The 24,761-nt window shown below is 61.0% G+C and carries 27 protein-coding genes; 5 read left to right on the forward strand and 22 right to left on the reverse strand.

Features of this window, described 5'->3' with window-relative positions:
* Positions 1 to 35: 35 nt before the first annotated feature.
* The 4 genes from QN224_RS26415 (at position 36) to QN224_RS26430 (ending at position 6,900) form a co-directional block, all read left to right on the forward strand.
* Complete coding sequence (locus tag QN224_RS26415) at positions 36 to 1,028, forward strand: ABC transporter substrate-binding protein (RefSeq protein WP_283979036.1); 993 nt, start codon at positions 36 to 38, stop codon at positions 1,026 to 1,028.
* 537 nt (positions 1,029 to 1,565) lie between these two features.
* Positions 1,566 to 2,753: an efflux RND transporter periplasmic adaptor subunit gene (locus QN224_RS26420; RefSeq protein WP_283979037.1), complete on the forward strand. Its 1,188-nt coding sequence runs from the start codon at positions 1,566 to 1,568 to the stop codon at positions 2,751 to 2,753.
* 14 nt (positions 2,754 to 2,767) lie between these two features.
* The gene (locus QN224_RS26425) at positions 2,768 to 6,073 is read left to right on the forward strand and encodes an efflux RND transporter permease subunit (RefSeq protein ID WP_283979038.1); all 3,306 of its coding nucleotides are present in this window, start codon (positions 2,768 to 2,770) and stop codon (positions 6,071 to 6,073) included.
* Positions 6,074 to 6,219: 146 nt separating this feature from the next.
* Entirely contained in the window at positions 6,220 to 6,900 is a 681-nt protein-coding gene (locus tag QN224_RS26430) for a Crp/Fnr family transcriptional regulator (RefSeq protein WP_283979039.1), read from the forward strand.
* 28 nt (positions 6,901 to 6,928) lie between these two features.
* Here QN224_RS26430 and ureG read toward each other — a convergent pair whose 3' ends face one another.
* The 15 genes from ureG to QN224_RS26505 form a co-directional block, all read right to left on the reverse strand.
* Positions 6,929 to 7,540, reverse strand: coding sequence for an urease accessory protein UreG (gene ureG, locus QN224_RS26435; RefSeq protein WP_283979040.1), 612 nt, complete (start codon positions 7,538 to 7,540; stop codon positions 6,929 to 6,931).
* Between the two features lie 32 nt (positions 7,541 to 7,572).
* Complete coding sequence (locus tag QN224_RS26440) at positions 7,573 to 8,244, reverse strand: urease accessory protein UreF (RefSeq protein ID WP_283979100.1); 672 nt, start codon at positions 8,242 to 8,244, stop codon at positions 7,573 to 7,575.
* Positions 8,237 to 8,725: an urease accessory protein UreE gene (gene ureE / locus QN224_RS26445; protein ID WP_283979041.1), complete on the reverse strand. Its 489-nt coding sequence runs from the start codon at positions 8,723 to 8,725 to the stop codon at positions 8,237 to 8,239. Before ureE ends, QN224_RS26440 begins: the two co-directional genes overlap by 8 nt.
* 1 nt (position 8,726) lies before the next feature.
* Positions 8,727 to 9,023 carry a putative quinol monooxygenase gene (locus tag QN224_RS26450; protein ID WP_283979042.1) on the reverse strand — a complete coding sequence of 99 codons (297 nt, stop codon included), beginning with the start codon at positions 9,021 to 9,023 and terminating at the stop codon, positions 8,727 to 8,729.
* A gap of 163 nt (positions 9,024 to 9,186) precedes the next feature.
* On the reverse strand, positions 9,187 to 9,726 hold the full coding sequence (locus tag QN224_RS26455; protein WP_173509412.1) for a peroxiredoxin: 540 nt from the start codon (positions 9,724 to 9,726) through the stop codon (positions 9,187 to 9,189).
* Between the two features lie 191 nt (positions 9,727 to 9,917).
* Positions 9,918 to 10,589 (reverse strand): TIGR02117 family protein, encoded by a 672-nt coding sequence (locus QN224_RS26460; protein WP_283979043.1) that lies wholly within the window; start codon positions 10,587 to 10,589, stop codon positions 9,918 to 9,920.
* A gap of 26 nt (positions 10,590 to 10,615) precedes the next feature.
* On the reverse strand, positions 10,616 to 12,328 hold the full coding sequence (gene ureC / locus QN224_RS26465) for an urease subunit alpha (RefSeq protein WP_283979044.1): 1,713 nt from the start codon (positions 12,326 to 12,328) through the stop codon (positions 10,616 to 10,618).
* A 4-nt stretch (positions 12,329 to 12,332) separates the two neighbouring features.
* Entirely contained in the window at positions 12,333 to 12,980 is a 648-nt protein-coding gene (locus QN224_RS26470; protein WP_283979045.1) for a Urease operon accessory protein, read from the reverse strand.
* Positions 12,981 to 12,983: 3 nt separating this feature from the next.
* A complete protein-coding gene (locus QN224_RS26475; RefSeq protein WP_173509408.1) occupies positions 12,984 to 13,406 on the reverse strand; it encodes a lysozyme inhibitor LprI family protein in 423 nt (140 codons plus the stop codon).
* A complete protein-coding gene (locus tag QN224_RS26480; RefSeq protein ID WP_173509407.1) occupies positions 13,403 to 13,708 on the reverse strand; it encodes an urease subunit beta in 306 nt (101 codons plus the stop codon). The genes QN224_RS26475 and QN224_RS26480 overlap by 4 nt, the downstream gene beginning before the upstream one ends.
* A 15-nt stretch (positions 13,709 to 13,723) precedes the next feature.
* Entirely contained in the window at positions 13,724 to 13,978 is a 255-nt protein-coding gene (locus QN224_RS26485) for a DUF1272 domain-containing protein (RefSeq protein ID WP_283979046.1), read from the reverse strand.
* Between the two features lie 63 nt (positions 13,979 to 14,041).
* Complete coding sequence (locus QN224_RS26490; protein ID WP_173509405.1) at positions 14,042 to 14,344, reverse strand: urease subunit gamma; 303 nt, start codon at positions 14,342 to 14,344, stop codon at positions 14,042 to 14,044.
* 26 nt (positions 14,345 to 14,370) lie between these two features.
* Entirely contained in the window at positions 14,371 to 15,204 is an 834-nt protein-coding gene (locus QN224_RS26495; RefSeq protein ID WP_283979047.1) for an urease accessory protein UreD, read from the reverse strand.
* A 140-nt stretch (positions 15,205 to 15,344) separates the two neighbouring features.
* Positions 15,345 to 16,319: a D-glycerate dehydrogenase gene (locus QN224_RS26500; protein ID WP_283979048.1), complete on the reverse strand. Its 975-nt coding sequence runs from the start codon at positions 16,317 to 16,319 to the stop codon at positions 15,345 to 15,347.
* A 219-nt stretch (positions 16,320 to 16,538) separates the two neighbouring features.
* Positions 16,539 to 17,531: an alpha/beta hydrolase gene (locus tag QN224_RS26505; RefSeq protein WP_283979049.1), complete on the reverse strand. Its 993-nt coding sequence runs from the start codon at positions 17,529 to 17,531 to the stop codon at positions 16,539 to 16,541.
* A 201-nt stretch (positions 17,532 to 17,732) separates the two neighbouring features.
* Here QN224_RS26505 and QN224_RS26510 point away from each other — a divergent pair, with 201 nt between their 5' ends.
* Positions 17,733 to 18,185, forward strand: coding sequence for a MarR family transcriptional regulator (locus QN224_RS26510; protein WP_283979050.1), 453 nt, complete (start codon positions 17,733 to 17,735; stop codon positions 18,183 to 18,185).
* Positions 18,186 to 18,387: 202 nt separating this feature from the next.
* On the opposite strand, the gene QN224_RS26515 is transcribed toward QN224_RS26510, so the two are convergent.
* The 7 genes from QN224_RS26515 to QN224_RS26545 form a co-directional block, all read right to left on the reverse strand.
* Positions 18,388 to 19,506, reverse strand: coding sequence for a branched-chain amino acid ABC transporter substrate-binding protein (locus tag QN224_RS26515; protein ID WP_173509400.1), 1,119 nt, complete (start codon positions 19,504 to 19,506; stop codon positions 18,388 to 18,390).
* A 116-nt stretch (positions 19,507 to 19,622) separates the two neighbouring features.
* Positions 19,623 to 19,967 (reverse strand): DUF6867 family protein, encoded by a 345-nt coding sequence (locus QN224_RS26520; RefSeq protein ID WP_173509399.1) that lies wholly within the window; start codon positions 19,965 to 19,967, stop codon positions 19,623 to 19,625.
* Between the two features lie 24 nt (positions 19,968 to 19,991).
* Positions 19,992 to 20,717: an ABC transporter ATP-binding protein gene (locus QN224_RS26525; RefSeq protein WP_173509398.1), complete on the reverse strand. Its 726-nt coding sequence runs from the start codon at positions 20,715 to 20,717 to the stop codon at positions 19,992 to 19,994.
* Positions 20,714 to 21,607 carry an ABC transporter ATP-binding protein gene (locus tag QN224_RS26530; protein ID WP_269281931.1) on the reverse strand — a complete coding sequence of 298 codons (894 nt, stop codon included), beginning with the start codon at positions 21,605 to 21,607 and terminating at the stop codon, positions 20,714 to 20,716. The genes QN224_RS26525 and QN224_RS26530 overlap by 4 nt, the downstream gene beginning before the upstream one ends.
* Positions 21,607 to 22,992, reverse strand: coding sequence for a high-affinity branched-chain amino acid ABC transporter permease LivM (livM, locus tag QN224_RS26535; RefSeq protein WP_173509396.1), 1,386 nt, complete (start codon positions 22,990 to 22,992; stop codon positions 21,607 to 21,609). Before livM ends, QN224_RS26530 begins: the two co-directional genes overlap by 1 nt.
* A gap of 4 nt (positions 22,993 to 22,996) precedes the next feature.
* Entirely contained in the window at positions 22,997 to 23,899 is a 903-nt protein-coding gene (locus QN224_RS26540; RefSeq protein WP_269281930.1) for a branched-chain amino acid ABC transporter permease, read from the reverse strand.
* Positions 23,900 to 24,203: 304 nt separating this feature from the next.
* Positions 24,204 to 24,758, reverse strand: a complete 555-nt coding sequence (locus QN224_RS26545) for a sarcosine oxidase subunit gamma (RefSeq protein ID WP_283979051.1) — start codon at positions 24,756 to 24,758, stop codon at positions 24,204 to 24,206.
* Positions 24,759 to 24,761: the final 3 nt, after the last annotated feature.

Raw genomic sequence — 24,761 nt, forward strand, 5'->3', positions numbered from 1 at the left:
CGATGAGTATGAACCAACAATAAGAGGGAACAGACATGAACAAGAAACTTGCATCTCTGCTTGCAGTCGGCGTCTTTTCGCTTGCCGCCTTCCATGCCAATGCCGCCGACAAGGTTACGCTCCAATTGAAGTGGGTCACCCAGGCCCAGTTCGCCGGCTACTATGTCGCCAAGGACAAAGGCTTCTACGAGGAAGAGGGCCTCGACGTCGATATCAAACCGGGCGGTCCGGATATCGCGCCCGCACAGGTGATTGCCGGCGGTGGCGCCGATGTCATCGTCGACTGGATGCCTTCCGCCCTCGCCACGCGCGAAAAGGGCGTGCCGCTCGTCAACATCGCCCAGCCGTTCAAGAAGTCCGGCATGATGTTGACCTGTCTCAAGGAATCCGGCGTGACGAGCCCTGATAACTTTAAGGGCAAGACGCTCGGCGTCTGGTTCTTCGGCAACGAATATCCGTTCCTCTCCTGGATGTCGCAGTTGAAGATCCCGACGGATGGCGGTCCGGAAGGTGTGACCGTCTTGAAGCAGGGCTTCAATGTCGACCCCCTGATCCAGAAGCAGGCCGCCTGCATCTCCACGATGACCTACAACGAGTATTGGCAGGTGATCGACGCCGGCATCAAGGCGGAAGACCTCGTCACCTTCAAATACGAGGACCAGGGTGTAGCTACTCTCGAGGACGGGCTTTACGTGCTCGAGGACAAGCTCAAGGACCCTGCCTTCAAGGAAAGAATGGTGAAGTTCGTCCGCGCCTCCATGAAGGGTTGGAAATACGCCGAGGAAAACCCGGACGAGGCTGCCGATATCGTTCTTGAGAACGATTCCACCGGTGCCCAGACGGAAAAGCACCAGAAGCGCATGATGGGCGAAATCGCCAAGCTGACGGCCGGCTCGAACGGCGCTCTCGATGAAGCCGACTACAAGCGCACGGTTCAGTCGCTGCTTGCCGGCGGCTCTGATCCGGTCATCTCCAAGGAGCCGGCAGGCGCCTGGACGCACGAAGTGACGGACGAAGCGCTTAAGTAAAAAGCGCCAAACCGATAAAAAGCGGAGCGTGCGGCCCTTGCCGCGCGCTCTTTTTCTTGATGCCTGGCGCCGTCCTGCTGCAGCAATTCAAAGTGCTGCGGCGACCTTTGTGCATCGGAAGGGGCGGCGCAGCAGGATCAGCGGAGGCCACAGACAAAAGGTCGCGCCTAAGTTGAACCCTTTGCCGCACTACCAGTATTGCATCGCGAGGCACACAAGAATAGGAATAATGAGGCACCATCGCTTCAGCGACCTTGTAAGCATTTCGCGCGACGATTACATAGAACAAAGCGTTTGGGTGGGCAGGCGCAGGGAGGAAATCGTTTTCTTAAGCATTGCCGTTTAGGGAACTTTTTCCTGGACTCGATGTATGCGGTTTGAAACCGCCTGCATTGGGGCAAAGATTTTTAAGCTTGTGGGCCACGACTGCCACTTGGCGATCCGTCGCCGGCGCTGGAACACAAGAAACAGCGTGAATTAAGCCAGACCAGCCATCCAGGGCGATGTCCGGCATTTCATTTTTTGGGAAATTGGCCGATGGCTCAGAGACTCCTACCTCTTTTCAGCGCCTGCGCGGCAATGACGCTCAGCGCATTTTCCAGCGCCTTCGCCGAAGAAGCCGTCAAGCCGCAACAATCGCAGGCTCTGCCCTCTATCGTCGTTACCGAGGCGGTGCAGCAATCGATCAGTGACCGCGTCATCGCGACGGGCTCCATCGAGGCCGTCGAGGAAACCTATGTTTCGCCGCTGGTCGACGGTCTCTCCATCCGATCGCTGAATGTCGATGTTGGCGACAAGGTCGAAGAAGGTAGCACGCTGGTCGTTCTCAATGACGATGCGCTTCTCTTGCAGAAGAGCCAGCTCGAAGCCAATCTCGCCAAAGCGGAAGCCGCTCTCGCGCAGTTGCGCGCCCAGCTCGCCGAGGCCACGGCGAATTCCGAGGAAGCAACGCGGGTCGCCGACCGTGCAGCGCGGCTATCTGAAAACGGCACCGTGCCGACGGCAGAGGCCGATCGCGTGAGGGCACTTGCGGTCGCCGCACGCGCCCGCGTCCGCTCCGCCGAGCAATCCGTCGGCGTTGCCACCGCCGACATCAAGGTGGTCCAGGCCCAGATCGATGACATCGACCTCCGCCTCGCCCGCACCGCGGTGAAAGCGCCCGTCAGCGGCGTCATTTCCGTCAAGAACGCCAAGGTCGGAGCCATCGCCAGCGGCAGCGGCGAGCCGCTGTTTGCGATCATCCGCGATGGCATCATCGAGATGAAGGCGGATGTCGCCGAAGCAGACATCATCAAACTTGCGGTCGGCCAGCCGGCGACCGTCAGGCTTGCCGGCAGCAGCACGACGATCGAAGGCAAGATTCGCCTGATCGCACCGATCGTGGACCCGCAGACGCGGCTTGGAAAAGTGCATATTACTCTCAGCGACACCTCCAAGGCCCGCTCCGGCATGTATGCCGCCGCGACCATCATCGTTCAGCAGAAGCAAACGGTTGTTTTGCCGCAAACGGCTGTTACAGCAGAAGACGGTAAGGCGATCGTCCGGAAGGTCGAAGACGGCGTGGTCCGGCTGGTTCCGGTCGTAACCGGTATCCAGGACGGACAGTACGTCGAAATCCTTTCCGGCCTCAAAGCAGGTGAACAGGCAGTGGCAAAGGCCGGCGCCTATGTACGCGACGGTGACCGCATCAAGCCGGTCAAATCCGCGCAACCGGCAACCAACTGACGGGAACAGCGACCATGAACTTCTCCGCCTGGTCTATCCGCAATCCGGTCGCTCCCATCCTGGCCTTTTTTGTACTGGTCGTGCTCGGCTGGCAGTCGTTCAATTCCTTGCCGATCACCCGCTTCCCGAACATCGACGTGCCGATCGTTCAGATCAGCGTCACGCAGAGCGGTGCCGCCCCCGCCGAACTCGAGACCCAGGTTACCAAGGAGATCGAGGATGCGGTCGCGGGTGTTTCGGGCGTAGACCACATCCAATCGACGATCACCGACGGCAGTTCCACGACCGCTGTCATCTTCCGCATGGAGGTGCCGACGACTCAAGCCGTGCAGGACGTCAAGGACGCGATCGACCGCATCCGCAGCGACCTGCCGACCTCGATCGAAGAGCCGATCGTCTCCAAGGTCGACGTCGAAGGCCAGGCGATCCAGACGTTCGCCGTGTCCTCCCCCGGTATGACGCTCGAGGAACTCTCCTGGTTCGTCGACGACACGATCAAGCGCGCGATCCAGGGTAAAAGCGGCATCGGCCGTGTCGACCGTTACGGCGGCTCCGACCGCGAAGTCCGCATCGAACTCAATGAAGACCGGCTGAACTCCTTCGGCATCACGGCCGCCGATGTCAACGGCCAGCTTCGCCGGATGAACATGGATCTCGGTTCCGGCCGCGGCCAGGTCGGCGGCAGCGAACAGGCGATCCGTACGCTCGGCGACACGCGCGACGTAGCCGAGCTTTCCAATACGATGATTTCGCTCCCGAACGGTCGCTTCGTTCGCCTGTCGCAACTCGGCACGGTGACCGACACCTATGAGGAGCCGAAGTCGTTTTCCCGCTTTAACGGCAACCCCGGCGTCACCTTCGCGGTATTCCGCGCCAAGGGCGCCAGCGAAGTGACCGTCGCCGAAACGGTCGCCAAGACGCTCGACGAAATCCGGGCGAAACATCCGGATGTCACTATCGAGAAGGTGGACGATTCGGTCTACTTCACCTACGGCAACTACGAGGCCGCTATTCACACGTTGATCGAAGGCGCCCTGCTCGCCGTCCTCGTGGTAATGCTTTTCCTGCGCAACTGGCGCGCGACATTGATTTCGGCGGTGGCGCTGCCGCTCTCGGCCATTCCAACCTTTTGGGTGATGGAGCTTCTCGGTTTCTCGCTCAACCTCGTGAGCTTCCTGGCGATGACGCTCGCGACCGGTATCCTCGTCGATGACGCAATCGTCGAGATCGAGAACATCGAGCGGCATATCCGCATGGGCAAGTCGCCTTACAAGGCCGCGATCGAAGCGGCGGACGAGATCGGTCTTGCGGTAATCGCCACCACGTTCACCATCATCGCGGTCTTTGTCCCGGTCTCGTTCATGCCGGGCATCCCGGGCCAATACTTCATCCAGTTCGGCCTGACGGTCGCTGTCTCCGTGTTCTTCTCGCTGCTGGTCGCCCGCCTGATCACACCCGTGATGGCGGCCTACTTGATGAAGCCCACGGACGTCGGCGGCGGCCACCACGGTGACGACGACAGCGCGATCATGAAGCTCTATACGGGCCTCATCCGCGTGACGACGCGCTGGCGCTATACGACGCTTCTCGCCGCCATCGCCTGCCTCGTCGTTTCCGTCTACTTCCTGTTCCAGGTTCCGGGCAGCTTCCTCCCGCCCGAGGACGCATCGCGCGTCAGCCTGTCGATCGAGCTTCCGCCGGACGCGATGCTCGAGGACACGGACCGGACGACAGCGGAAATCTACAACCGCGTCAAGGACATCGAAGGCGTCGAAAACGTCTTCGTGCTTGGCGGCGCATCGCCCAAGGGCGACTTGGAGCTGCGCCGCGCTGCCGTGACCGTGCTTCTCAAGAAGCTAGACCATTCGCTGATCAACAAGATAGTCAACGACGTCATCGGCCGCACGCCGCTGATCGGCCAATACCTGCCGAAGCTGCCACCCGCTGGGCGCACCAAGCCGCAGTCGCAGATCGAAAAGGAGATCTTCGCGCGGCTGCAATCGATCCCTGACGTTCGGGTCATCAAGCTGAATGACCGCGGCGAACGCGACCTGTCCTTCAACCTGCTCTCGAACAACGAGGCGGATCTGGACGCGGCTGTGGCGACCCTCGAGGCGAAGCTGCGCAGCGATCCGCTGCTCGCCAATGTCAGCCCCGATGGCGCGCTGCCGCGGCCGGAGCTGCAGATCCGTCCACGCGCTGACCAGATGTCCCGCCTTGGCATCACGACGGCCCAGATCTCCGAGGTGATCCGTGTCGCTACGATTGGCGATATCGACGCCGCGCTCACGAAGATCGCGCTCGACGGCCGGCTGATTCCGATCCGGGTGCAGCTCAACCGCGATTTCCGCACCGATATCGCGGCGATCCGCAACCTGAAGATCCAGACCGCATCGGGCGCTACAGTTCCGCTTTCAAGCGTCGCGGACATCAACTATTCGGAAGGCCCGAGCTCAATCAAGCGCTACGACCGCAACCGCGTCGTGGCACTTGGCGCGGACCTGCCGATCGGCGTTGCGCTCAACACCGCGTCCGATCGCTTCAAGCAGATCGCGGCCGAAGCGAAGTTGCCGAGTACCGTCGAGTTCCTCGAAAGCGGCGATGCCGAAGTGCAGGCCGAGATGCAGGAGAGCTTCGGCAACGCCATGCTGTTGGGCCTGATGATGGTGCTGGTGGTGCTCATCCTGCTGTTCAAGGACGTCATCCAGCCGTTCACAATCCTGTTCTCGCTGCCGCTCGCGATCGGCGGCGTGGCGGCCGGGCTGATCCTCACTCAGAACGCGCTCTCGATGCCCGTCCTCATCGGTATCCTTATGCTGATGGGCATCGTCACCAAGAACGCGATTCTGCTCGTCGATTTCGGAATCGAAATGATGCATCACGGCATGGACCGGGGATTGGCGATGATCGAGGCCGGCCGCAAACGCGCCCGCCCGATCGTCATGACGTCGATCGCCATGTCCGCGGGCATGCTGCCGTCGGCCCTTGGCGTCGGCGAAGGCGGCTCCTTCCGTGCGCCGATGGCGATCGCGGTGATCGGCGGCATTATCGTCTCGACCGTGCTGAGCCTCGTCGTCGTTCCTTCCTTCTTCCTGATCATGGACGACCTGTCGCGGCTGCTTGCCCGTATCTTCGGTCGGTTCGTCGGCAAGAAGGACGAGGAAAACCTGCCGCTCGACAGCGCGGCGCTCACCGAACGGGTGGCCGAGCACGGCGATACGATCGAGGAACTGCAGGAGCGCATCAAGACGCTGGAAGCGCAGCGTGACGGCAAGTCCGACCGCAAGGTCATCAACCATCCCGCGCTTGCTGCAGAATAGAGGCGTCTGCGTCAGCAGACGCGAACCGTCACCTGAAGCCCGCGCAGCCATGCGCGGGCCATATTTTGTGAAAATTATTTGATTAGGGTCAATCCGCATGTCTCGATGACCGATTAGGGTCGGTTCGATCCATTCGGGATGGCACGATGAAGACCCTGCGACTGACCTCCAACGATAGAGCCGTTCTTTTCGATTCACGTTTCTTCGCGAGACTACCGCGGGCGACGGCAGAGGCCATCCTCGACGGGACAATCGCTTCCACCCACGAAGAACACGACATCCTGTTTCGTCAGGACGAGCCGGTCGACCACGTCTTCTTCGTGCTCTCGGGACTTGTTCGTCTCTACCGATTGGGCAAGGACGGTCGCGAAGCCGATATCGCCGTTTTCCCCAAGGGCGAGATCTTCGGCGAAAACGCCATGTTCCTGGACCATCGCGCCACTGCCAACGCGCAGGCGGCCGAGCCTCTGATCGTCGCGCGGCTTGAAAGCCGCAAGCTCCGCCAGCTTGCTGCGGAGAACACCGACGTCGCCCAGGCGCTCATCGAACTTCTCTGCCATCATGGCAAGATGACGGAAGACTGCCTTGCCGAGGACCGTCTGCTCACCGCGCCCCAGCGGGTCGCGAGCTATATCCTCAGCCATTGTCCGGATGGGCTGAGCAGCTTCTCTTTCCGCCTGCCGTTCCAGAAGAACGTCCTTGCGGGCAAGCTCGGTCTTGCGCCGGAGGCCTTGTCGCGCGCTTTTTCGATGCTCCGCCAGTCGGGCGTCACCGTAAAGGGCCGTGTGATTGAAATCCGCGATCGGCAGGCGCTCGAGAGGTTCTGACCCGTCCGCGTCGCGCAGTCTAGACTGACTAAAGCCCTCCCTCCACCGTCAGGAATTCGACGATCCGGTCGACACCGTCGCCACGCTTCATATCCGAAAACACGAAGGGCTTTGCCGCGCGCATCCGCTCCGCATCCCGCTCCATCACATCGAGATCGGCTCCGACATAAGGTGCGAGATCCTTCTTGTTGATTACAAGGAGATCGGATCTGGTGATCCCCGGTCCGCCCTTGCGCGGAATTTCCTCGCCCTGGCAGACCGAGATGACGTAGATCGTGAGATCGGCGAGATCGGGAGAAAAGGTCGCCGCCAGATTGTCGCCACCGGATTCGATGAAGACCACGTCGAGATCGGGAATCCGGCGATTGAGATCGGCAATCGCCTGGAGATTGATCGATGCGTCCTCGCGGATCGCCGTGTGCGGACAGCCACCGGTTTCGACGCCGACGATCCGCTCCGACGGCAGCGCCTGCATGCGCACCAGCGCCTCCGCGTCCTCCTTGGTGTAGATGTCGTTGGTGACGACGGCGACGGAATATTTCTCGCGCATCGCCTTGCACAGCTTGTCGGTCAGCGCCGTCTTGCCGGAACCGACCGGGCCGCCGATACCAACGCGAAGGGGACCGTTTTTCGATGGCATCTTTGCTTGTCCTTTCAGAATGCGGCCGCCCGTCAGGAGCGGAACAGGCGGGTGTGCAGGGTCTCGTGTCTCAGCGACGAAATATCGGCCATGATCGTCGCCGAGCCAAGCTCGTCCAGCGAGGCTTGCGCAGCATGATCGGCGACAGCGGCAATCGTGCTTTCGAGAGCGGCCAGTACACCGACGCCATCGCGCTGGCCGATGACGCCGGATCGGATGGCGGCAGAAACGGCATTCGACATCGCGGCGCCGAGATAGGCAGCAAGCGCAGCTCGCAATCCCGTTCGATGCGCGCCCGCCACGGCACCGACCGCCACCGGATAGGCTGCTACAGGCCCAAGCAGGTCGAATACGGCGCCCGGCCAGTTACGCGCAGCGACAAGAAACGCTTCGCCCTGCAGCATGGTTTCCATGTGACGCTCGTACGAACCGGCCATCGCTTCGGCCAACTCGCTCGCCGCCTTCAGTCGTTGTGGATCGTCATGCGCCTGATAGCACTCGGCCAGCAGAAGGGCGTCGTTCCAGATGGCACCACGCGTCAGAAGCGTTTCGAGCCAAAGCCGCAGCTCTTCGGCACTGGTCACCAGGCCATCGTGGACCGCCTGCTCCAGCCCCCCGGAATAGGAAAACGAACCGACCGGAAAAGCAGGCGATAGCCAGGTGGCGAGACGCAGGAGCGCCCGTGTGTCGGCCTGGTCAGCCATGATTGTGGTGGTGACCGCCATGCCCATGATTGTCGTGGCTGTGCCCGCCACCATGATAGGCGCCGCGCAGTGGTTGGAAGGGTTCCGTCACTTCGCTGACGGTGGCACCGAGGCCTTCGAGCATCACGCGGATGACGGGATCGCGGCCGATCAGGATCCGTCCCTGCTCGACCGCTGCCGGAAGATGCCGATTGCCGAGATGCCAGGCGAGTTCGATGAGATGCAGAATGTCTCGCGCACGAACCTCGTAAAGCGCCTCGTCGGCGGCCTTTATCCGGATATAGCCGCCTCCTTCCAGCACGAGCAGATCGCCATCCGCGAGCATCACCGGCTGCTTGAGGTCGAGCATCACCACGTCGTCGTTTTCGAGATGCAACAGCTTGCGCCGCAGATGGCGCCCATCATGCGCCAAGGTCACGCTGTGGAGCGGCACCTTGTCTGCGGGGCCCGGCGAGAGAACTTCGGTCGAGCGATAAGGCACGTCAGATCACCTCTATCCTTTCCGGGTGCACGACCTCGATGCGAGCGTCCGCCAGAACGTCCGCCATCGCCGCCTGAAAGGCTTTCAGATGCGGCTCGGCAAAATGTGCGTCCACGGCCGCTCGATCTTTCCAGTTCTCGTCGAAGACCAGGGTGTCCGGTTCCGTAGGGTTGCGGTAGAGATCGTAGCTGACGCAGCCCGCTTCCTTGCGTGTGGCCTCGATCAGCTGTGCCGCCAAGGCGACAACGTCATCGCCCTTGCCCGCATGTGCCTTCCGATATGCGATGACGTAAACCATTGATCCTCGCTGCGCCTCTCCAGCACCAATGTAACAAGAAAAGGCCCCGGCGCCAGCAGGAAGGCGGAAAGCGAAATGGTTTCCGCAGCCTGCCGGAGCAACGGGGCCTCCTCTCTATTTCAGCGCCTGTGCGTCTTTCCGGACGCGCCGGCGATCGGCTTTATCAGGCAGCGATCTTCTGCGACCGGAGAGCCGCGAGAATGTTCTGCGGCGAGGAAACGCCATATGGGTCGCTGTCGCAATTGTCGGAATAGCCTTCCTCTTCGAACCACTGCTCGACGACACCGTTGTTGACGACGGCGGCATAACGCCAGGAGCGCATGCCGAAGCCGAGATTGTCCTTCGCGACCAGCATGCCCATCTTGCGGGTGAATTCACCGGAGCCGTCCGGGATCAGCTTGACGTTTTCGAGATTCTGCGACTTGCCCCAGGCGTTCATCACGAAGGCGTCGTTGACCGAGATGCAATAGATCTCGTCGATGCCTTCGGCGCGGAACTCGGCAACGAGCTTTTCGAAGTCCGGAAGCTGGTAGGTCGAGCAGGTCGGCGTGAAGGCACCCGGGAGCGAAAACAGCACGACGCGCTTGCCGGCGAAATACTCGTCCGACGAAACGTCCTGCCAGCGGAACGGATTGGAGCCGCCGACGGCTTCATCGCGGACGCGGGTGCGGAAGGTTACAGCGGGAACTTTTCTGCCGAGCATCATCATCTCCTTCAGGACAGGCTGCCGGCCGCGATCGGTCTTGGAGGAAGCGCAGCCGGCGGAAAAGTGAGAGCTTTTCCTACCGAAGATTCCGCTGCAGTGCAGCATCGAAGAGCCGGTTTCGGTGGCTGGCATGGCTGCCATGCGGCAACTGCATGGCTTTCTGGCCCGCCCGTCGGTCTTTCGCGCTGCTAATTGTAGAGGTCGAGCGAGACGCCAAGTGTCGCCGGAAAGGGATTCCAGATTCCGGTCCGAATGCCGGCTGATCTCAATGCACTGGCAGTCCAGGTGTTGCAGCCGAACAGGGCGTTGAAATAGCCCCTCGCCTCGAAGAACCTATCGTCCGGACCGTAGGAGAAGTTACGAATGGGGACGGCTTGGCCGGCTTCTCTCCGGAAGCTGTTGGAGATGAAGGTCACGAGCCGCTCGAACTCCGCATGGTCGACTTCAAATCCAGCAACTGATGCCTGCGGTTCGACGATGCGTGCTGCGATGTCGACGTGCATCACGGAACGATCGAGGCTCAGTGCCCGCAAAACCGGTAGCGGTTTAAGATCGCCCCAGGTCGGCGTTTCCAGGTAAAAGGCGCGCCCTCCCCACCCGAAAATCAGCCATTCCGCATCTGGATGCCGAAGAGGCACGCCAGCGCTTTCAACAAAATCGAACCTTGCGCGCAACGCGTCGTCCAGGGGAATTGCGATGTCGGTGTGAATCGGCCCGGATAGCAGTAGGATTCGTCGCGATCCCGCGATTTCGGACGAGGCGTGGACAGGCATGAAGGGACGCGGGATCAAAGCCCCGCACGCGACGGCGAGCAGCAGGAGCACAACGGCCGTGAAGAACCGCTTGACCGTTCGCTTCATTCACAAATGCCCCAGAGCAGCCCGACCTAGAACAGAAAATAACGCTGCGCCATCGGCAGCACCGTCGCCGGCTCGCAGGTCAGCAACTCGCCGTCGGCACGCACCTCGTAGGTTTCCGGGTCGACCTCCACATGCGGCGTGAGGCTGTTGTGAATCATCGACGCCTTACCGATACCGCCGCGGGTGTTCTGGACGGCAACGAGCTGCTTGGCAACGCCGAGCCTTCCCGCGAGCCCGGCATCGAGCGATGCCTGCGAAACAAAAGTGACGGAGGAATTGGTGCGGTTCCGCCCATAGGCTCCGAACATCGGCCGGTAATGAACCGGCTGCGGCGTCGGGATCGAGGCATTCGGATCGCCCATCGGTGCCGCGGCGATCGAGCCGCCGAGCAGCACCATATCTGGCTTCACGCCGAAGAAGGCCGGGTTCCAGATGACGAGATCAGCGCGCTTTCCGACTTCGAGCGAGCCGATTTCATGACTGAGACCGTGCGCGATCGCGGGGTTGATCGTGTATTTGGCTATGTAGCGCTTGACGCGGAAATTGTCGTTGTCGCCGCTCTCCTCCTTGAGTCGCCCGCGCTGGCGCTTCATCTTGTCGGCCGTCTGCCAGGTGCGGATCGCCACTTCCCCGACGCGGCCCATCGCCTGGCTGTCGGACGAGATGATCGAGAAGGCGCCGATGTCGTGCAGGATGTCCTCTGCCGCGATGGTTTCCTTGCGGATGCGGCTTTCGGCAAAGGCGATGTCCTCCGGGATGGAGGGTGACAGATGGTGGCAGACCATCAGCATGTCGAGATGTTCCGCCAGCGTGTTGAGCGTGTAGGGCCGCGTCGGGTTGGTCGAAGACGGAATGACGTTCGGCTGGCCGCAGATCTTGATGATATCCGGCGCATGGCCGCCGCCCGCCCCTTCCGTGTGGAAAGCGTGGATCGTTCGGCCCTTGATCGCGGTGATCGTATCTTCGACAAAGCCGCTCTCGTTCAGCGTATCGGTGTGGATCATCACCTGAACGTCGTATTCGTCGGCGACCGACAGGCAGCAATCGATCGCCGCCGGCGTCGTCCCCCAATCCTCGTGCAGCTTCAGCGAAGTGGCTCCGCCCAGTACCATTTCCACGAGCGCGCCGGGGAGAGACGCATTGCCCTTGCCGGCAAACGCAAGGTTCATCGGAAAGGCGTCCGCCGCCTCGATCATCCGGGCGATGTGCCAGGGGCCTGGCGTGCAGGTCGTTGCGAGCGTGCCATGCGCCGGGCCGGTGCCGCCGCCGAGCATGCAGGTGAGGCCGCTCATCAGCGCCTCTTCGATCTGCTGCGGGCAGATGAAGTGAATATGGCTGTCCATGCCGCCGGCCGTGACGATCTTGCCCTCGCCGGCAATGACTTCCGTGCCCGGCCCGACGATGATCGTTACTCCGGGCTGCGTGTCCGGATTGCCGGCCTTGCCGATCGCCGCGATCCGCCCATCCTTGAGACCGATATCCGCCTTCACGATCCCCCAATGGTCGACGATCAGTGCATTGGTGATCACCGTATCGACGGCGCCGGCCTCGCGCGTTACCTGGCTTTGCCCCATGCCGTCGCGGATAACCTTGCCGCCGCCGAACTTCACCTCTTCGCCATAGGTCGTGAAATCCTTCTCGACCTCGATGAAAAGCTCGGTATCGGCGAGGCGTACCTTGTCGCCCACAGTCGGACCGAACATGTTGGCATAGGCTGCGCGCGACATCTTGTAAGGCATGGGCTCAGGCTCCTTGGGAAAAGTCTGAAGATTGGGATTGGCCGAGACGGCGCAGGCGGCCTTCGGCGACAAGTGCGTCGACGTAGCGGCGCTCGGCGGCAAAGGGATGCCATTCCCAGCCGCTGTGGCCGAAACCGGCAAGCACCACGTCATCTCCGAGATGGACGAAATCGGACAGGATGTCGGCGATCACCACCAAGCCGCTCGACGGTACGACATAAGGGGCCGGCTCGAAAAGAGCGAGATCGCGGTCGAGCCGCTCATGCGTTTCCATCGGGATCACCCGATGGCGCCGACCGGTCGCGCGCGCGAAAGCCTCGAAACCTGTCGTGTAATCGTCGCAAAGATCGTCGAGGTCGGGGTGCGTCCTCGCCAGATCCGCGCGCATGGCGGCGAACTTCGCACCGGAACGAACGCTCCATATCGCGCTCGCCTGGCGCACTGCCTCGCTGGTCTTCCATCGACCGCCGCCGAGCATCGAAAGCGCAGGACGGCCGGTATTGCAGACCGCGATGATATCGGTCCTGGAGCCGCCCTTGCCGACCGAGCGGCAATCGTTGAAGCGGATGACGAGGTCGGCGGCATCGATCACAGGCGCCACCCCTTCCGGCACATCGCCATTGCCCACGATCGTGATGGTACGGCCGCTCAACGATCAGTTTCCGCTCGGTTCCAGGAGTTGCTTCAATTCGGTGGTTCGCTTGCGGGTCAGTTCCGCCAGGCAGCCCGAAACCAGCATCGGCTCCATCGAGCCCCCGCGCGCCTCGAACCCGGCCAGTTCGCACTGGCCGTCGCGATAGCCGATCCAGGCCCGTTGCGCCTTCTTCAACGCCTCGTTGGCCCCGACATAGGCGGCATCGATTTCGCCAAGCTCCTTGTCCATTGCCTGCGTGGCAGCGACCGCTTGCTTGTAGACCTTGTTCAGTTCCGCGTCGGCTCTGTCATAGTCCTGGCCAGCGCAGATGTTCATGTCCGTCTGCGTCACAGCATTCTGGCAATCGACCGTTGGCTGTTCCTGTGCGACTGCGGAGACCGCTGACAGCAGAAGCAAGCCGACGAGAGGGGCGGAAATCCTCATAGCTTGCCCATCACCGCCTGACGGAAGCCGAACACCTCGCGCTTGCCTGAAAGCTGGATCAACGTCACCTGCCTCGTCTGGCCGGGTTCGAAGCGCACAGCCGTGCCCGCCGGAATGTCGAGCCGTTTACCGCGGGCGGCATCGCGATCGAAGATCAGGCCCGGGTTGGTTTCGGCAAAATGATAGTGGCTCCCGACCTGCACTGGACGATCGCCGGAATTGGAAACCTCGATGGTGACGGCCTCGAAACCGGCGTTCAGTTCAATTTCGCCGTCGGCCGCGATGACTTCGCCTGGAATCATGTTCCCTCTCCTTCTTCACGCCGCTTCGCCGCCCGCGCAAACCTGCGGCTTCAGCACGCGCTCCGTCGACGCCGGATATTTCACGAGCATCGCCGCTGGGCGGACGGGACGGCGGACCAGTTCTCCGCTGCAATTCGGGCAGACGCCGCCAAGTCTATTTTCGGCGCAGTCGGCACAGAATGTGCACTCGAAGGTGCAGATCATCGCGTCCCGGTTCGCGGGCGGCAGGTCGCGATCGCAGCATTCGCAGTTCGGACGCAGGCTCAGCATGGTTGCCCTCTTCAATGTTGATGTCGATCCAGTCGGAAAGCTGCTCCTCGTCGCCTGTCATTCCTAACGGATCGGTTCGTGGACCGTGACGAGCTTCGTTCCGTCGGGGAAAGTCGCCTCAACCTGAATGTCATGGATCATTTCCGGAATTCCTTCCATGACCTGGTCGCGGGTCAGCACGTGCGCGCCGGCTTCCATCAGCTCAGCCACGGACCGCCCGTCGCGCGCGCCTTCGACGACGAAATCGGTGATGAGGGCGATCGCCTCCGGATGATTGAGCTTCACGCCCCGCTCCAGCCTCCGGCGAGCGACCATCGCCGCCATGGAAATCAACAGCTTGTCTTTTTCGCGCGGAGTGAGATTCATGCGTCGCCGTCCAATGGATTGTGGGATCAGAGAGTCCAGACTTTCGGCACAGACGCATCGTTACGCAAGTGCGAAATAAGCGGGACGAGAATTTTTCTGAGCGCGAAGCCGTCGGTCGCCGCAACGCGGGCAACCAGCTTGTCGCGACCGGCAACCCGAAAATGGCTGGCACCGGCGCTCGCGCGGTCGCCGATCGTTCCTCGCAGCCTCGAAAGCATCCGTTCGCAATCCGTCCCGACATAGAGCAGCGTCGCAAAGGCAGCGGCGCCACGGAGCACCGCCGAGCGCCCGGCAAGTGCTGCGATATCGTCGGCGAGCGTCAGGTTCTCGGCGTGCAGCAGTCGACCGCCGCTTCTCACCCGCCAGCGGTCACGAAAGAGACCAGCCTGGACCACCTCGCCCATGGCCTTGCGGCCGAGAAGAACCGCCTCGACCGCCAGAAAGGTCGCGTCTTCGGCAAGGTCGACCTCCAGCGATCGCGACAAGGATGCGCGGTCGAAGAGGATGGTTTCCTGCGGCAGCCAATCGACCCGGCTTCCGCTGGCAACAGAAATCCGCGTCGAAATATCGGCCGTTCCCGCACTTGCCTTGTAGATCTTTTCGCAGGCCTGCGTCGTCAACGTCAGGGCCGTGCCTTCTCCCGCTTCGAACGCCCAAGTTACCCGGTCGCCGCCGGTGACCCCGCCGGACGAGTTGATGAGCACTGCTTCCATCGATGCGTCAAAGGTTCGCGGCAGGCGGATCTTGGCGCAGCCTTCCTGATAGAGTTCGGCAATGCACGCGCGGCCGCTCCGGGATTTGGCAACCAGCCGCCCCCTTCCCCACGCCCGCTGCGGAGCGATGATCACTGCATCATTCATGAGCGGCCGTCGTATATCCTTGTGATACGGCATGCACCGATGGCGGCATCGTCCGTGCGCCGACCCCCAAAGTCAAGATGTTGTTTCGCAACGAGAATTCCTGCGACCTTGCGGGACTCGCGCTGTGGAGGCGGGACAACTCAAGCCACCCTGTCCGGCGGTTCACGACCGGCGAAGAATGCCGTGACGTTGTCGACGACCTTCATGCCCATCGCGTTTCGCGTCTCTTCCGTGGCGCTGCCGAGATGCGGCAGGACCACGACGTTCTCGAGCGCCCGCAGCCGCGCGGGCACCTGCGGTTCCGCCTCGTAGACGTCTAGGCCGGCCCCACGGATCACGCCGCTTTCAAGCGCCTCGATCAACGCCTTCTCGTCGACCACGTCCCCGCGGGCGGTATTGATGAGATAGCCGCCCCGCTTCATGGTCGCGAGGCGCGCCGCATCGATCAGATGCCGGTTTTCGCCGCCGCCGGGGATATGCAGGGAGACGAAGTCGGATTCGTTCAGGACATCCTCGATCGTGTCGAGTTGACGGGCGCCGAAGCGCTGCGCTTCCTCTTCCGCGACTTTCGACCGGTTGTAGAAGACCACGTCCATGTCGAAGCCGAAGTGGCAGCGCTTGGCCATCGCCTTGCCTATACGGCCGAAACCGACTATGCCTAGCGTCTTGCCAGTGACTTTCGTTCCGATCATATGCGTGGGGCGCCAGCCTTCCCATTCGCCTGCCCTCACCTGCCGCTCGCCCTCGCCGGCACGCCGCGCGACGGTCAGCAGCAGCGAAACGGCGAGATCCGCCGTGCAATCGGTGAGGACCCCCGGCGTGTTCGTCACCACGACACCAGAGGCCTTCGCTGCTTCGACGTCGATGTGGTTGTAGCCCACCCCGAAGTTGCCGAGAATCCTGCAGCGAAGGTCACGGTCCTTGAAGAGTGGTGCAGGCAGCCGATCGGATACTGTCGGCAGCAAGGCATCGAAGTTGCGAAGCCCCTCTGCAAGCTGGGCGGCATCGAGGGGCACATCCCGTTCGTTGAAGACTGTCTCGAACCGTTGGGCAAGTATCTCTTCCACGGCTCGTGGCCAGCGGCGGGTGAGAAGAATGCGCGGCTTTGCGGTCATGGGATTATCCTCCGAGAATGAAGAATCGGCTCCGGATAGTGCACAAAATCGCGCCTGCGGACAGCCTGTCCCGTGAAAAGTAAGAGGGCGCCGCTACTGCATGTTCCCTTAAATCGTAGCCGATTTAAGGATGAAAACATGCAGCAGTTCAAAGTGCTATAGCGTCCTTTGAGCGTCTTATAAGACGCGCGGCGGGCGCCCTCTTCTCTTTCGCGCGAATTACGACCTCGCGAATTCAAGCAGGTCGTGGTTGAGCTGATCCTTGTGGGTGTCGGTGATGCCGTGCGGAGCGCCCGGATAGACCTTCAGCGTCGCGTGCGGCACCAGTTTCTTCGAGGCCCGCGCCGCCGCATCGATCGGCACGATCTGGTCATCGTCGCCATGGATGATCAGCGTCGGCACATCGAACTTCTTCAGGTCCTCGGTGAAGTCGGTCTGCGAGAAGGCGACGATCGAATCGTAGGTGTTCTTGTGGCCACCCATCATGCCCTGCAGCCAGAAGCTGTCGATCATGCCCTGAGAGACCTTGGCGCCCGGCCGGTTGAAGCCGAAGAACGGGCCGGAGGCGACATCCTTGTAGAGCTGCGAGCGGTCGGCGAGGCTTGCCGCCTGCAGATTGTCGAACACCTCTTTCGGCAACCCGCCGGGATTCGCCTCGGTCCTGACCATCAAGGGCGGCACCGCCGAGATCAGTCCGGCCTTGGCGACGCGCTTGGTGCCGTGGCGGCCGATATAGCGGGAGATTTCGCCGCCGCCGGTGGAGAAGCCCGCGAGGAAGATGTTGGTGAGATCCAGCTGTTCGATCAGTTCGGCGAGATCGTCGGCATAGTGGTCCATGTCGTTGCCGTCCCAGGGCTGGCTGGAGCGGCCATGGCCGCGGCGGTCATGGGTGATGACGCGGAAGCCGTTGTTGGCGAGATGAAGGGCCTGGGCCTCCCAGCTGTCGGACGACAGCGGCCAGCCGTGGCTGAGCACGACCACCGGTCCGTCTTTCGGACCCCAGTCCTTGTAATAGATTTCGACGCCGTCGCGGGTGATGATCCTGCTGCCCATGATCCTTGCTCCTTCGCTGTTGCTGGTTGCTGTCTTCGCGGGGGTTGCCGCCGACGCCGGGCGGACGGCAGATACTGCCGCAACGGCGCCCAGAGTGCCAGCCAGCACGCCTCTTCGAGAGATGCCGTTCGCGATTGCGTTTGCCTGTATCTTTGTCATGGGAGTGCTCCTTGTTTCCCGTTGAAGAGCCTAATCCGAATACACGATTAAATCGTGCGCGACATATATCAGTTCTGAACTTGAATAGCCATCAATTAAATCGTGCACGATAGTTATCGCGTCGAATTTCACGTGTCAATACCTTGCGATTAGATCGCGAACGATTTATTTTTATCGCATGGCGAAATCTGGGTTATGACAATGACCAAGGCAGAAAGTCCTTCTCACGAAGACCTTATGAAGCTCGACAATTTCCTGTGCTTCGCAATCTATTCGGCGAACCATGCGTTCACGCGCGTCTATAAGCCGCTGCTTGACGAGTTGGATCTCACCTATCCGCAATATCTCGTGATGGTCGTCCTTTGGGAAAAGGACGACCAGACCGTCGGCAATTTGGGTGAAAGGCTTTTTCTGGAATCGAGCACGCTCACCCCCATGCTGAAGCGCCTCGAAAGCATGGGCTACGTTACGCGGGTCCGCGACAGGACCGACGAACGGCAGGTGCGCGTGAAATTGACGGAAACCGGCCGCGCCTTGCGGAAAAAGGCCGACAACGTTCCGTACGGCATTGCCAGCGCGACCGGGATGGAGCCTGCGGAGCTCGTCCGGCTCAAGCAGGAGATCGCGACGCTGCGCACATCGCTGCTGAAATAACGCTGCTTCCAGTCACGAAGACATCGAACGGCGCGGATGCCGCCCTACTGCATGATTCCTTGAATCGGAATCGATTTGAGGAATCATGCAGGAACTCAAAGTTCTACAGCGATCTTGGCCCGTCCGATTAGACGCGCGGCGCTGTAGAACAAAAAGACCCGGCGCTTGCACGCCGGGTCCTCCAAAGCGGGTCGAACGATGACTATTCGTTCTGGAAGTAGCTGTACTTGCCGTCGTCACCCTTCTTCCAGGTGTACATGACGTAGTCCGGGCGGGTGATGTCGCCTTTTTCGTCGTAGCCGAGCTCGCCGATCGTGGTCTTGAACGGACCCTTGGCCTTGATCGCTTCGGCGACAGCCTGGGGATCGTTGCCGCCGGCAGCCTTGGCGCCTTCGGCGATGACCTGGAGGGCAGCATAGGCGTAGAGCGTGTAGGCTTCCGGTTCAAAGCCGGCAGTGCGGAACTTCTCGACGAGTTCCTTGGCCTCAGGGTTCTTGCGCGGATCCGGCGCGAAGGTCATCAGCGTGCCGTCGACGGCGTCACCAGCGATCGAGGCCAGTTCGTTCGAGACGATACCATCGCCCGACATCATCGTTGCCTTCAGGCCCTGGTCCTTCATCTGGCGCATGATCAGGCCGGCTTCCGTGTGCAGACCACCGTAATAGACGATCGAAACACCGGCTTCCTTCATCTTTGCGATGAGCGCGGAGAAGTCCTTGTCGCCCGTGTTGATGCCTTCATAGAGGGCTTCGGTCAGACCGGCTTCGTTCATCGCCTTCTTGGTTTCATCGGCAAGGCCCTGGCCATAGGGGGTCTTGTCATGAACGACGGCGATCTTTGCGTCCTTGAAGTTGGCGGCAAGGTAAGCACCGGCAACCGCGCCCTGCTGGTCGTCGCGACCGCAAGTACGGAAGGTGTTCCACAGACCACGCTCGGTGAACTGCGGGTTGGTGGAGGCAGGCGTGATCTGCAGGATGCCGTTTTCGGCGTAGATTTCCGAAGCCGGGATGGACACGCCCGAGTTGAAGTGACCAACGACGAACTTCACGCCGTCAGCAACGAACTTGTTGGCGACCGAAACGCCCTGCTTGGCGTCGGACACGTCGTCGCCGAGCACGACCTTGATCTGTTCACCGTTGATGCCGCCTGCAGCGTTGAGATCGGCAGCGGCCTGCTCGGCACCTTTCTGGAGCTGGGCACCGAAGGCAGCGTTCGGGCCGGTCAGCGGGCCGGCAACGCCGACCAGAATGTCAGCCCATGCAGAGCCGCTAAAGGCGACCATTGCCGTCAGCGCAACGGCCGACAGAAGAGACTTTTTCATCTTGTTACTCCCAAATATTCGAGCGGGTCTCGTTTTCCAAGCCTGCGCAATGCCCACTTTAATTGCGCCGGTGTTTCTTTCGCACCGGCCGCGGCGGACCGGCACGCGCTGTTCCCTTATTTGGCCTTCCAGGAGAAAGGCGAAGCTTTTTCATAAAGCCAGTAGTAGATGTTGGTCATTTGCCTGGTCCGGTAGTACCTGAAACCGGCGGTAGCAAACAACAAAAGCACGATCGTGTCCACGACATAGTATTGGAGGCTGAACATCGTGCCTTCGAAGAGCGCGTGATGGATGAAGCGAATGCCCCAGCCCAGCAGCGCCACGTAGACCAGCAGTCGCGGAAAGTTATGCCAGCTCTCGGCGACGCTCTTACCCGTCCGCCAGGCGGTCCAGCCGCCCAGTACACAGGTGATGAAGAGGAACTGCCAGATCGACGCTTCTTCGTAGAGAATTCCCTGCATGTCACATACTCCAGGCGCGGCGCATCAATGACGGCCGCCTTCGAGATAGGCCGAACGGACTTCCGGATTGGCGAGAAGATCCTTGCCTGTCCCGCTCATGGTCACCCTGCCGTTGACCATGACATAGCCGCGATCCGACAGCTTGAGCGCCCCGAAGGCGTTCTGTTCGACGAGGAACACCGTCAGGCCCTCTTGCTTGTTGAGTTTCTTGATCGCTTCGAAGATGCCTTTCACGATCAGCGGCGCAAGGCCGAGCGACGGCTCGTCGAGTAACAGGAGCTTCGGTCGCGCCATCAGCGCACGCCCGATCGACAGCATCTGCTGTTCGCCGCCCGACAGCGTACCGCCGCGCTGCGCCTGCCGTTCCTTGAGGCGCGGGAAGAGCGTGAAGATCTTTTCGACGTCCTCGTTGAAATGCTTCAGGTTATCGAGGCTCGCCCCCATCTGCAGGTTTTCCAGAACCGTCATGCGCGGGAAGATACGGCGCCCTTCCGGCGACTGGGCGATCCTGAGGCGTGCGATCTCGTGCGTCGGCAGGCGCGTGATGTCCTGCCCCTCGAAGAAGATGGAGCCGGTGCGCGCCTGCGGGCTGCCGCAGATCGTCATCATCAGCGTCGACTTTCCGGCGCCATTGGCGCCGATCAGGCTGACGATTTCTCCGCGGTGCACCTCGACGTCGACGCCGTTCAGCGCCCGGATATTGCCGTAATAGGTTTCGACGGCTCTTACATGCAGCAGCGGCGCACTCATTGTTTGGTGCCTCCCTGCTCGCCTTCGATTTCCTCGATTTGTTCGATCACCTCTTCAACCTCTTCGTCCTCGACACCCAGATAGGCCGCAATGACCCTTGGATCGTTCTTCACGAAATCCGGGTTGCCGTCGGAAATCTTCTGACCGTATTCGAGCACCACCACGTGATCGGAAATCTCCATGACCACGGACATGTCGTGCTCGATCAAAAGGATGGAGGTGCCGGTGTCGCGGCGAATGTTCTGCAGCAATTCGTTGAGCGCCAGCGACTCGCGCGGGTTGAGGCCGGCCGCCGGCTCGTCGAGGCAGAGAAGCTCCGGCCCGGTGCACATCGCACGTGCGATCTCGAGCCGCCGCTGCGCGCCGTAAGGCAGGTCGCCGGCAGGATCGTCGGCGCGGTCGATCAGCGAAGCCCGCTCGAGCCAATGTCTCGCAACTTCGATCGCTTCCCTGGAAGCCTGCCGATAGGCTGGAAATCCGAGCAGGCCAAGAATGGTATAGCCGGAGGCCAGCATCAGCTTGTTGTGTTGGGCCACGAGCAGGTTTTCCAGGACGGTCAGGCCGGAGAACATCCGGATGTTCTGGAAGGTGCGCGCAACCTTGGCATGCTTGGTGATCTCGAAGTCAGGCAGACGCTCCAGCAGGAACTCCTGCCCGGACTTCTGCTTCATCGTGATCATGCCCATCGTCGGCTTGTAGAAGCCGGTGATGCAGTTGAACACCGTCGTCTTGCCCGCCCCGTTCGGGCCGATCAGCGCGGTGATGTCGCCGCGATAGGCTTCGAAGGAGAAGTCGTTGATGGCCATGAGACCGCCGAAGCGCATCGACAGGTGCTCAACCTTGAGAATGGGGTCTTTTGTCATTGTGCTCGTCATTGTGTCGATCGCCATCAGCCGTGCCCTTCCTTGGTGAAGCTGCCGGAGACGGCCCTGCGCTCACGCAGGAACGCGGTCGGTTCGCGCGATCCGACGAAGCCGCGCGGCTTCCAGACCATGACGACGACCATGGCAAGACCAAAGATCAGCATGCGGTAGAGTTCAGGCGTGAAGTTCGGTCCGAAGATCATCTTGAGGAAGGAGAGTTCGCGCAGGATTTCCGTACCGCCGATCATCACCACCGCTGCAATCGCGATGCCGGTCAGCGATCCCATGCCGCCGAGCACAACGATCGCGAGGATGACGGCCGACTCCAGGAAGATGAAGGATTCGGGCGACACGAAGCCCTGGCGCACGGCGAAGAACGAGCCGGCGAAGCCGCCGAACATGGCGCCCGTGGCAAAGGCCGTCAGCTTCGTCGTCACGGTGTTGATGCCGAGCGAACGGCAGGCGATCTCGTCCTCACGAAGCGCTTCCCAGGCGCGGCCGATCGGCATCCGGCGCAACCGGATGGTGACGAAGGCGGTCAGCAGGGCAAGACCGAGGATCAGATAGAACAGGAAGATCTTGTAATAGGCCGACGAGATCGGCAGGCCCATCATCGCCGCGAAGCCATCCTTGGAAGCATCGAACTTGATGCCGAACAGGGTTGCCTTGGCGATGCCGGATACACCGAAAGTACCCTTGGTCACCTCGGTCCAGTTGATCAGCACGAGTCGGATGATCTCACCGAAGGCGAGTGTCACGATCGCGAGATAATCGCCGCGCAAGCGCAGCACCGGGAACCCGAGGACCACGCCCCAGCAGGCCGCAAGAAGACCGGCAACCGGCAGCAGCACCCAGAAGGACAGGCCCAGATAGGTGGAAAGCAGCGCATAGGAATAGGCGCCGACCGCGTAGAAGGCCACGTATCCAAGGTCGAGGAGACCGGCCAGGCCGACGACGATGTTAAGGCCCCAGGCGAGCATCACATAGATCAGGATCTGGATACCGAAGTTGTCCACCCATTTCAGTGACCCCTGGACGCCGGTGAGGGCGAGGATCACGGGCGGATAGAGAATGAGAGCGGCGATCGCGATCTTCGAGAAGTTGCGACTGAAGAAGCTTTCTTCCTTGGCGACGTCTTCGGCAGCGGCCTTCGCCGCCTTTCTCTGCACGAGCCGGGGCTGCACATAGGCGACTATCAGGAAGCGACCGACCATGGCAATGATCACGAAGATCGCCAGCAGACCCCAGCGCTGGGTAAGGATCAGCTCGTTACGGATGTTCTGGTCGGTCTTGAGGCCGACGAAGAGCACGAACAGGCCGAGGGTGATGAGGCCCGCGAAGACAGCCTCGCGTAGGGCCCGCGCCGTCACCTCAGTGCCGGCGCTTGCAGTAGTAGATGCAATATTTGCCATGGAATTATACCTTCTCGACTTCCGGTCGTCCGAGAATACCCGACGGCTTGAAGATCAGGACGATTGCGAGAATCGAGAATGTCGCAACGTCCTTGTAGTCGATGGTGAAATAGGCCGACCACAGGGATTCGATGAGGCCGATCATCAGTCCGCCCAAGACAGCGCCTGGCAGCGAGCCGATGCCACCGAGAACGGCGGCGGTGAATGCCTTCACCCCCGGAACGAAGCCGTCGGTGAAGACAACGACGCCATAATACATGAGATACATGGTACCCGCTACGGCAGCGAGCGCGGCACCCATGATGAAGGTCACGGAGATTGTGCGGTCGACATCGACGCCGAGCAGCGCCGCCATCTTGCGATCCTGCTCGGTGGCCCGCTGCGCGCGCCCAAGCGGCGTCTTGTTGACGATATACCAGAAGCTCGAAAGCAGGATTGCCGTGATGATGATGATGATGATCTGCTTCAACGATACGGCAATGCCGAATATATCATAGACTGAAGAGACGAGCGGCGGGATCGGCTTGTTGCGCGGTCCCTGCGTCACCTGAATAAAGTTCGACAACACGATCGACATGCCAATCGCGGTAATCAGCGGCGCCAGGCGGAAAGACCCACGCAACGGACGGTAGGCCACTCGCTCGATCGTCCAGTTCCACAGCGACGCCGCGAGCATCGCGACGATGATCATAAGCAAAAGCGCCAGTACAACCGGCACGCCTGCTATGAATGAGGTGAGAAGCAAAAAGACAATCAAAGCGGCAAAGCCGCCAAGCATGAAGATATCGCCGTGGGCGAAGTTGATCATGCCGATGATGCCGTAGACCATGGTATAACCAATCGCGATCATACCATAAATAGACCCAAGCGTCAGCCCGTTGACGAGCTGCTGGACGAAATACTCCATCAATCTTCCCCTGGACCAGATCCTAGCGGTCCGATCTCTTGTTATTGGCGCTCATTGTGAGCGTGCTATTTGCCCCGATTCCATACCTCTTTCAAACGAAAATGAAAGCTAAAAAATGCTTCTTCGCCAGATTCTTCGGCGATAAAATCGATTTGGCGCTTTCGAAGCCAGAAAAATTAAATTTTTAGCAGCATTCGCACGCCAAATGGGCAACTTTGAACGCAAAAGCGCGGAAATCGGTGGCTAGCGTGCCGATCTAGCGAGCGGATCATATCAGGGCGAATTCTCGCCGCGGCCTGCCTCGTCAACCGGCGAATGCCGCCGTCAAATCGTATTCGCGTCCCATCGCCATGAGGTCGTCGAAAAGGGATTCGGCAAAAGAGCGTGGAGCGATCAGTTCAAACGTGTCGTCTCCCGTTCGGGCGAGATTGACGGCAACATGGCCGCACAACGCATTCGCGCTGGCGCCGGGGGCAAAGACTGCAGGATGCAGGTCGAGGCCGATGCCCTTTGCAAGAATCCGGTGCGTCGACGGACCGGAAAGCCAGAACAGGACACGCGCCTCGCTCTGGTCGACGATATAAGCCCGGCCGGTGCAAAGAGCTTCGAGACGACGCTGCAGCCCTTCCGGCGTATCGTTTTCGGAGACAACCAGCCATTCGCCTGGCGCGCTGAAACGCACAGCGAATTCAGTTGCCGACGACAACGCCCTTTGTACGGTGTCCTCCTCGCCGGCTTGGGCCAGCACCGTAGCGACCGCCTGTCTGTGGCCGATAGCCAGATGATTGACACCTGCCGGCCGAGGCGCGCCGCGCAGCTTCTCATCGAGCGCATGACGGTTGTAGTAATCGCGGATCATCAG

The sequence above is a fragment of the Sinorhizobium sp. 7-81 genome, from assembly GCF_030124405.1.
Taxonomy (GTDB): Bacteria; Pseudomonadota; Alphaproteobacteria; order Rhizobiales; family Rhizobiaceae; genus Sinorhizobium; species Sinorhizobium psoraleae.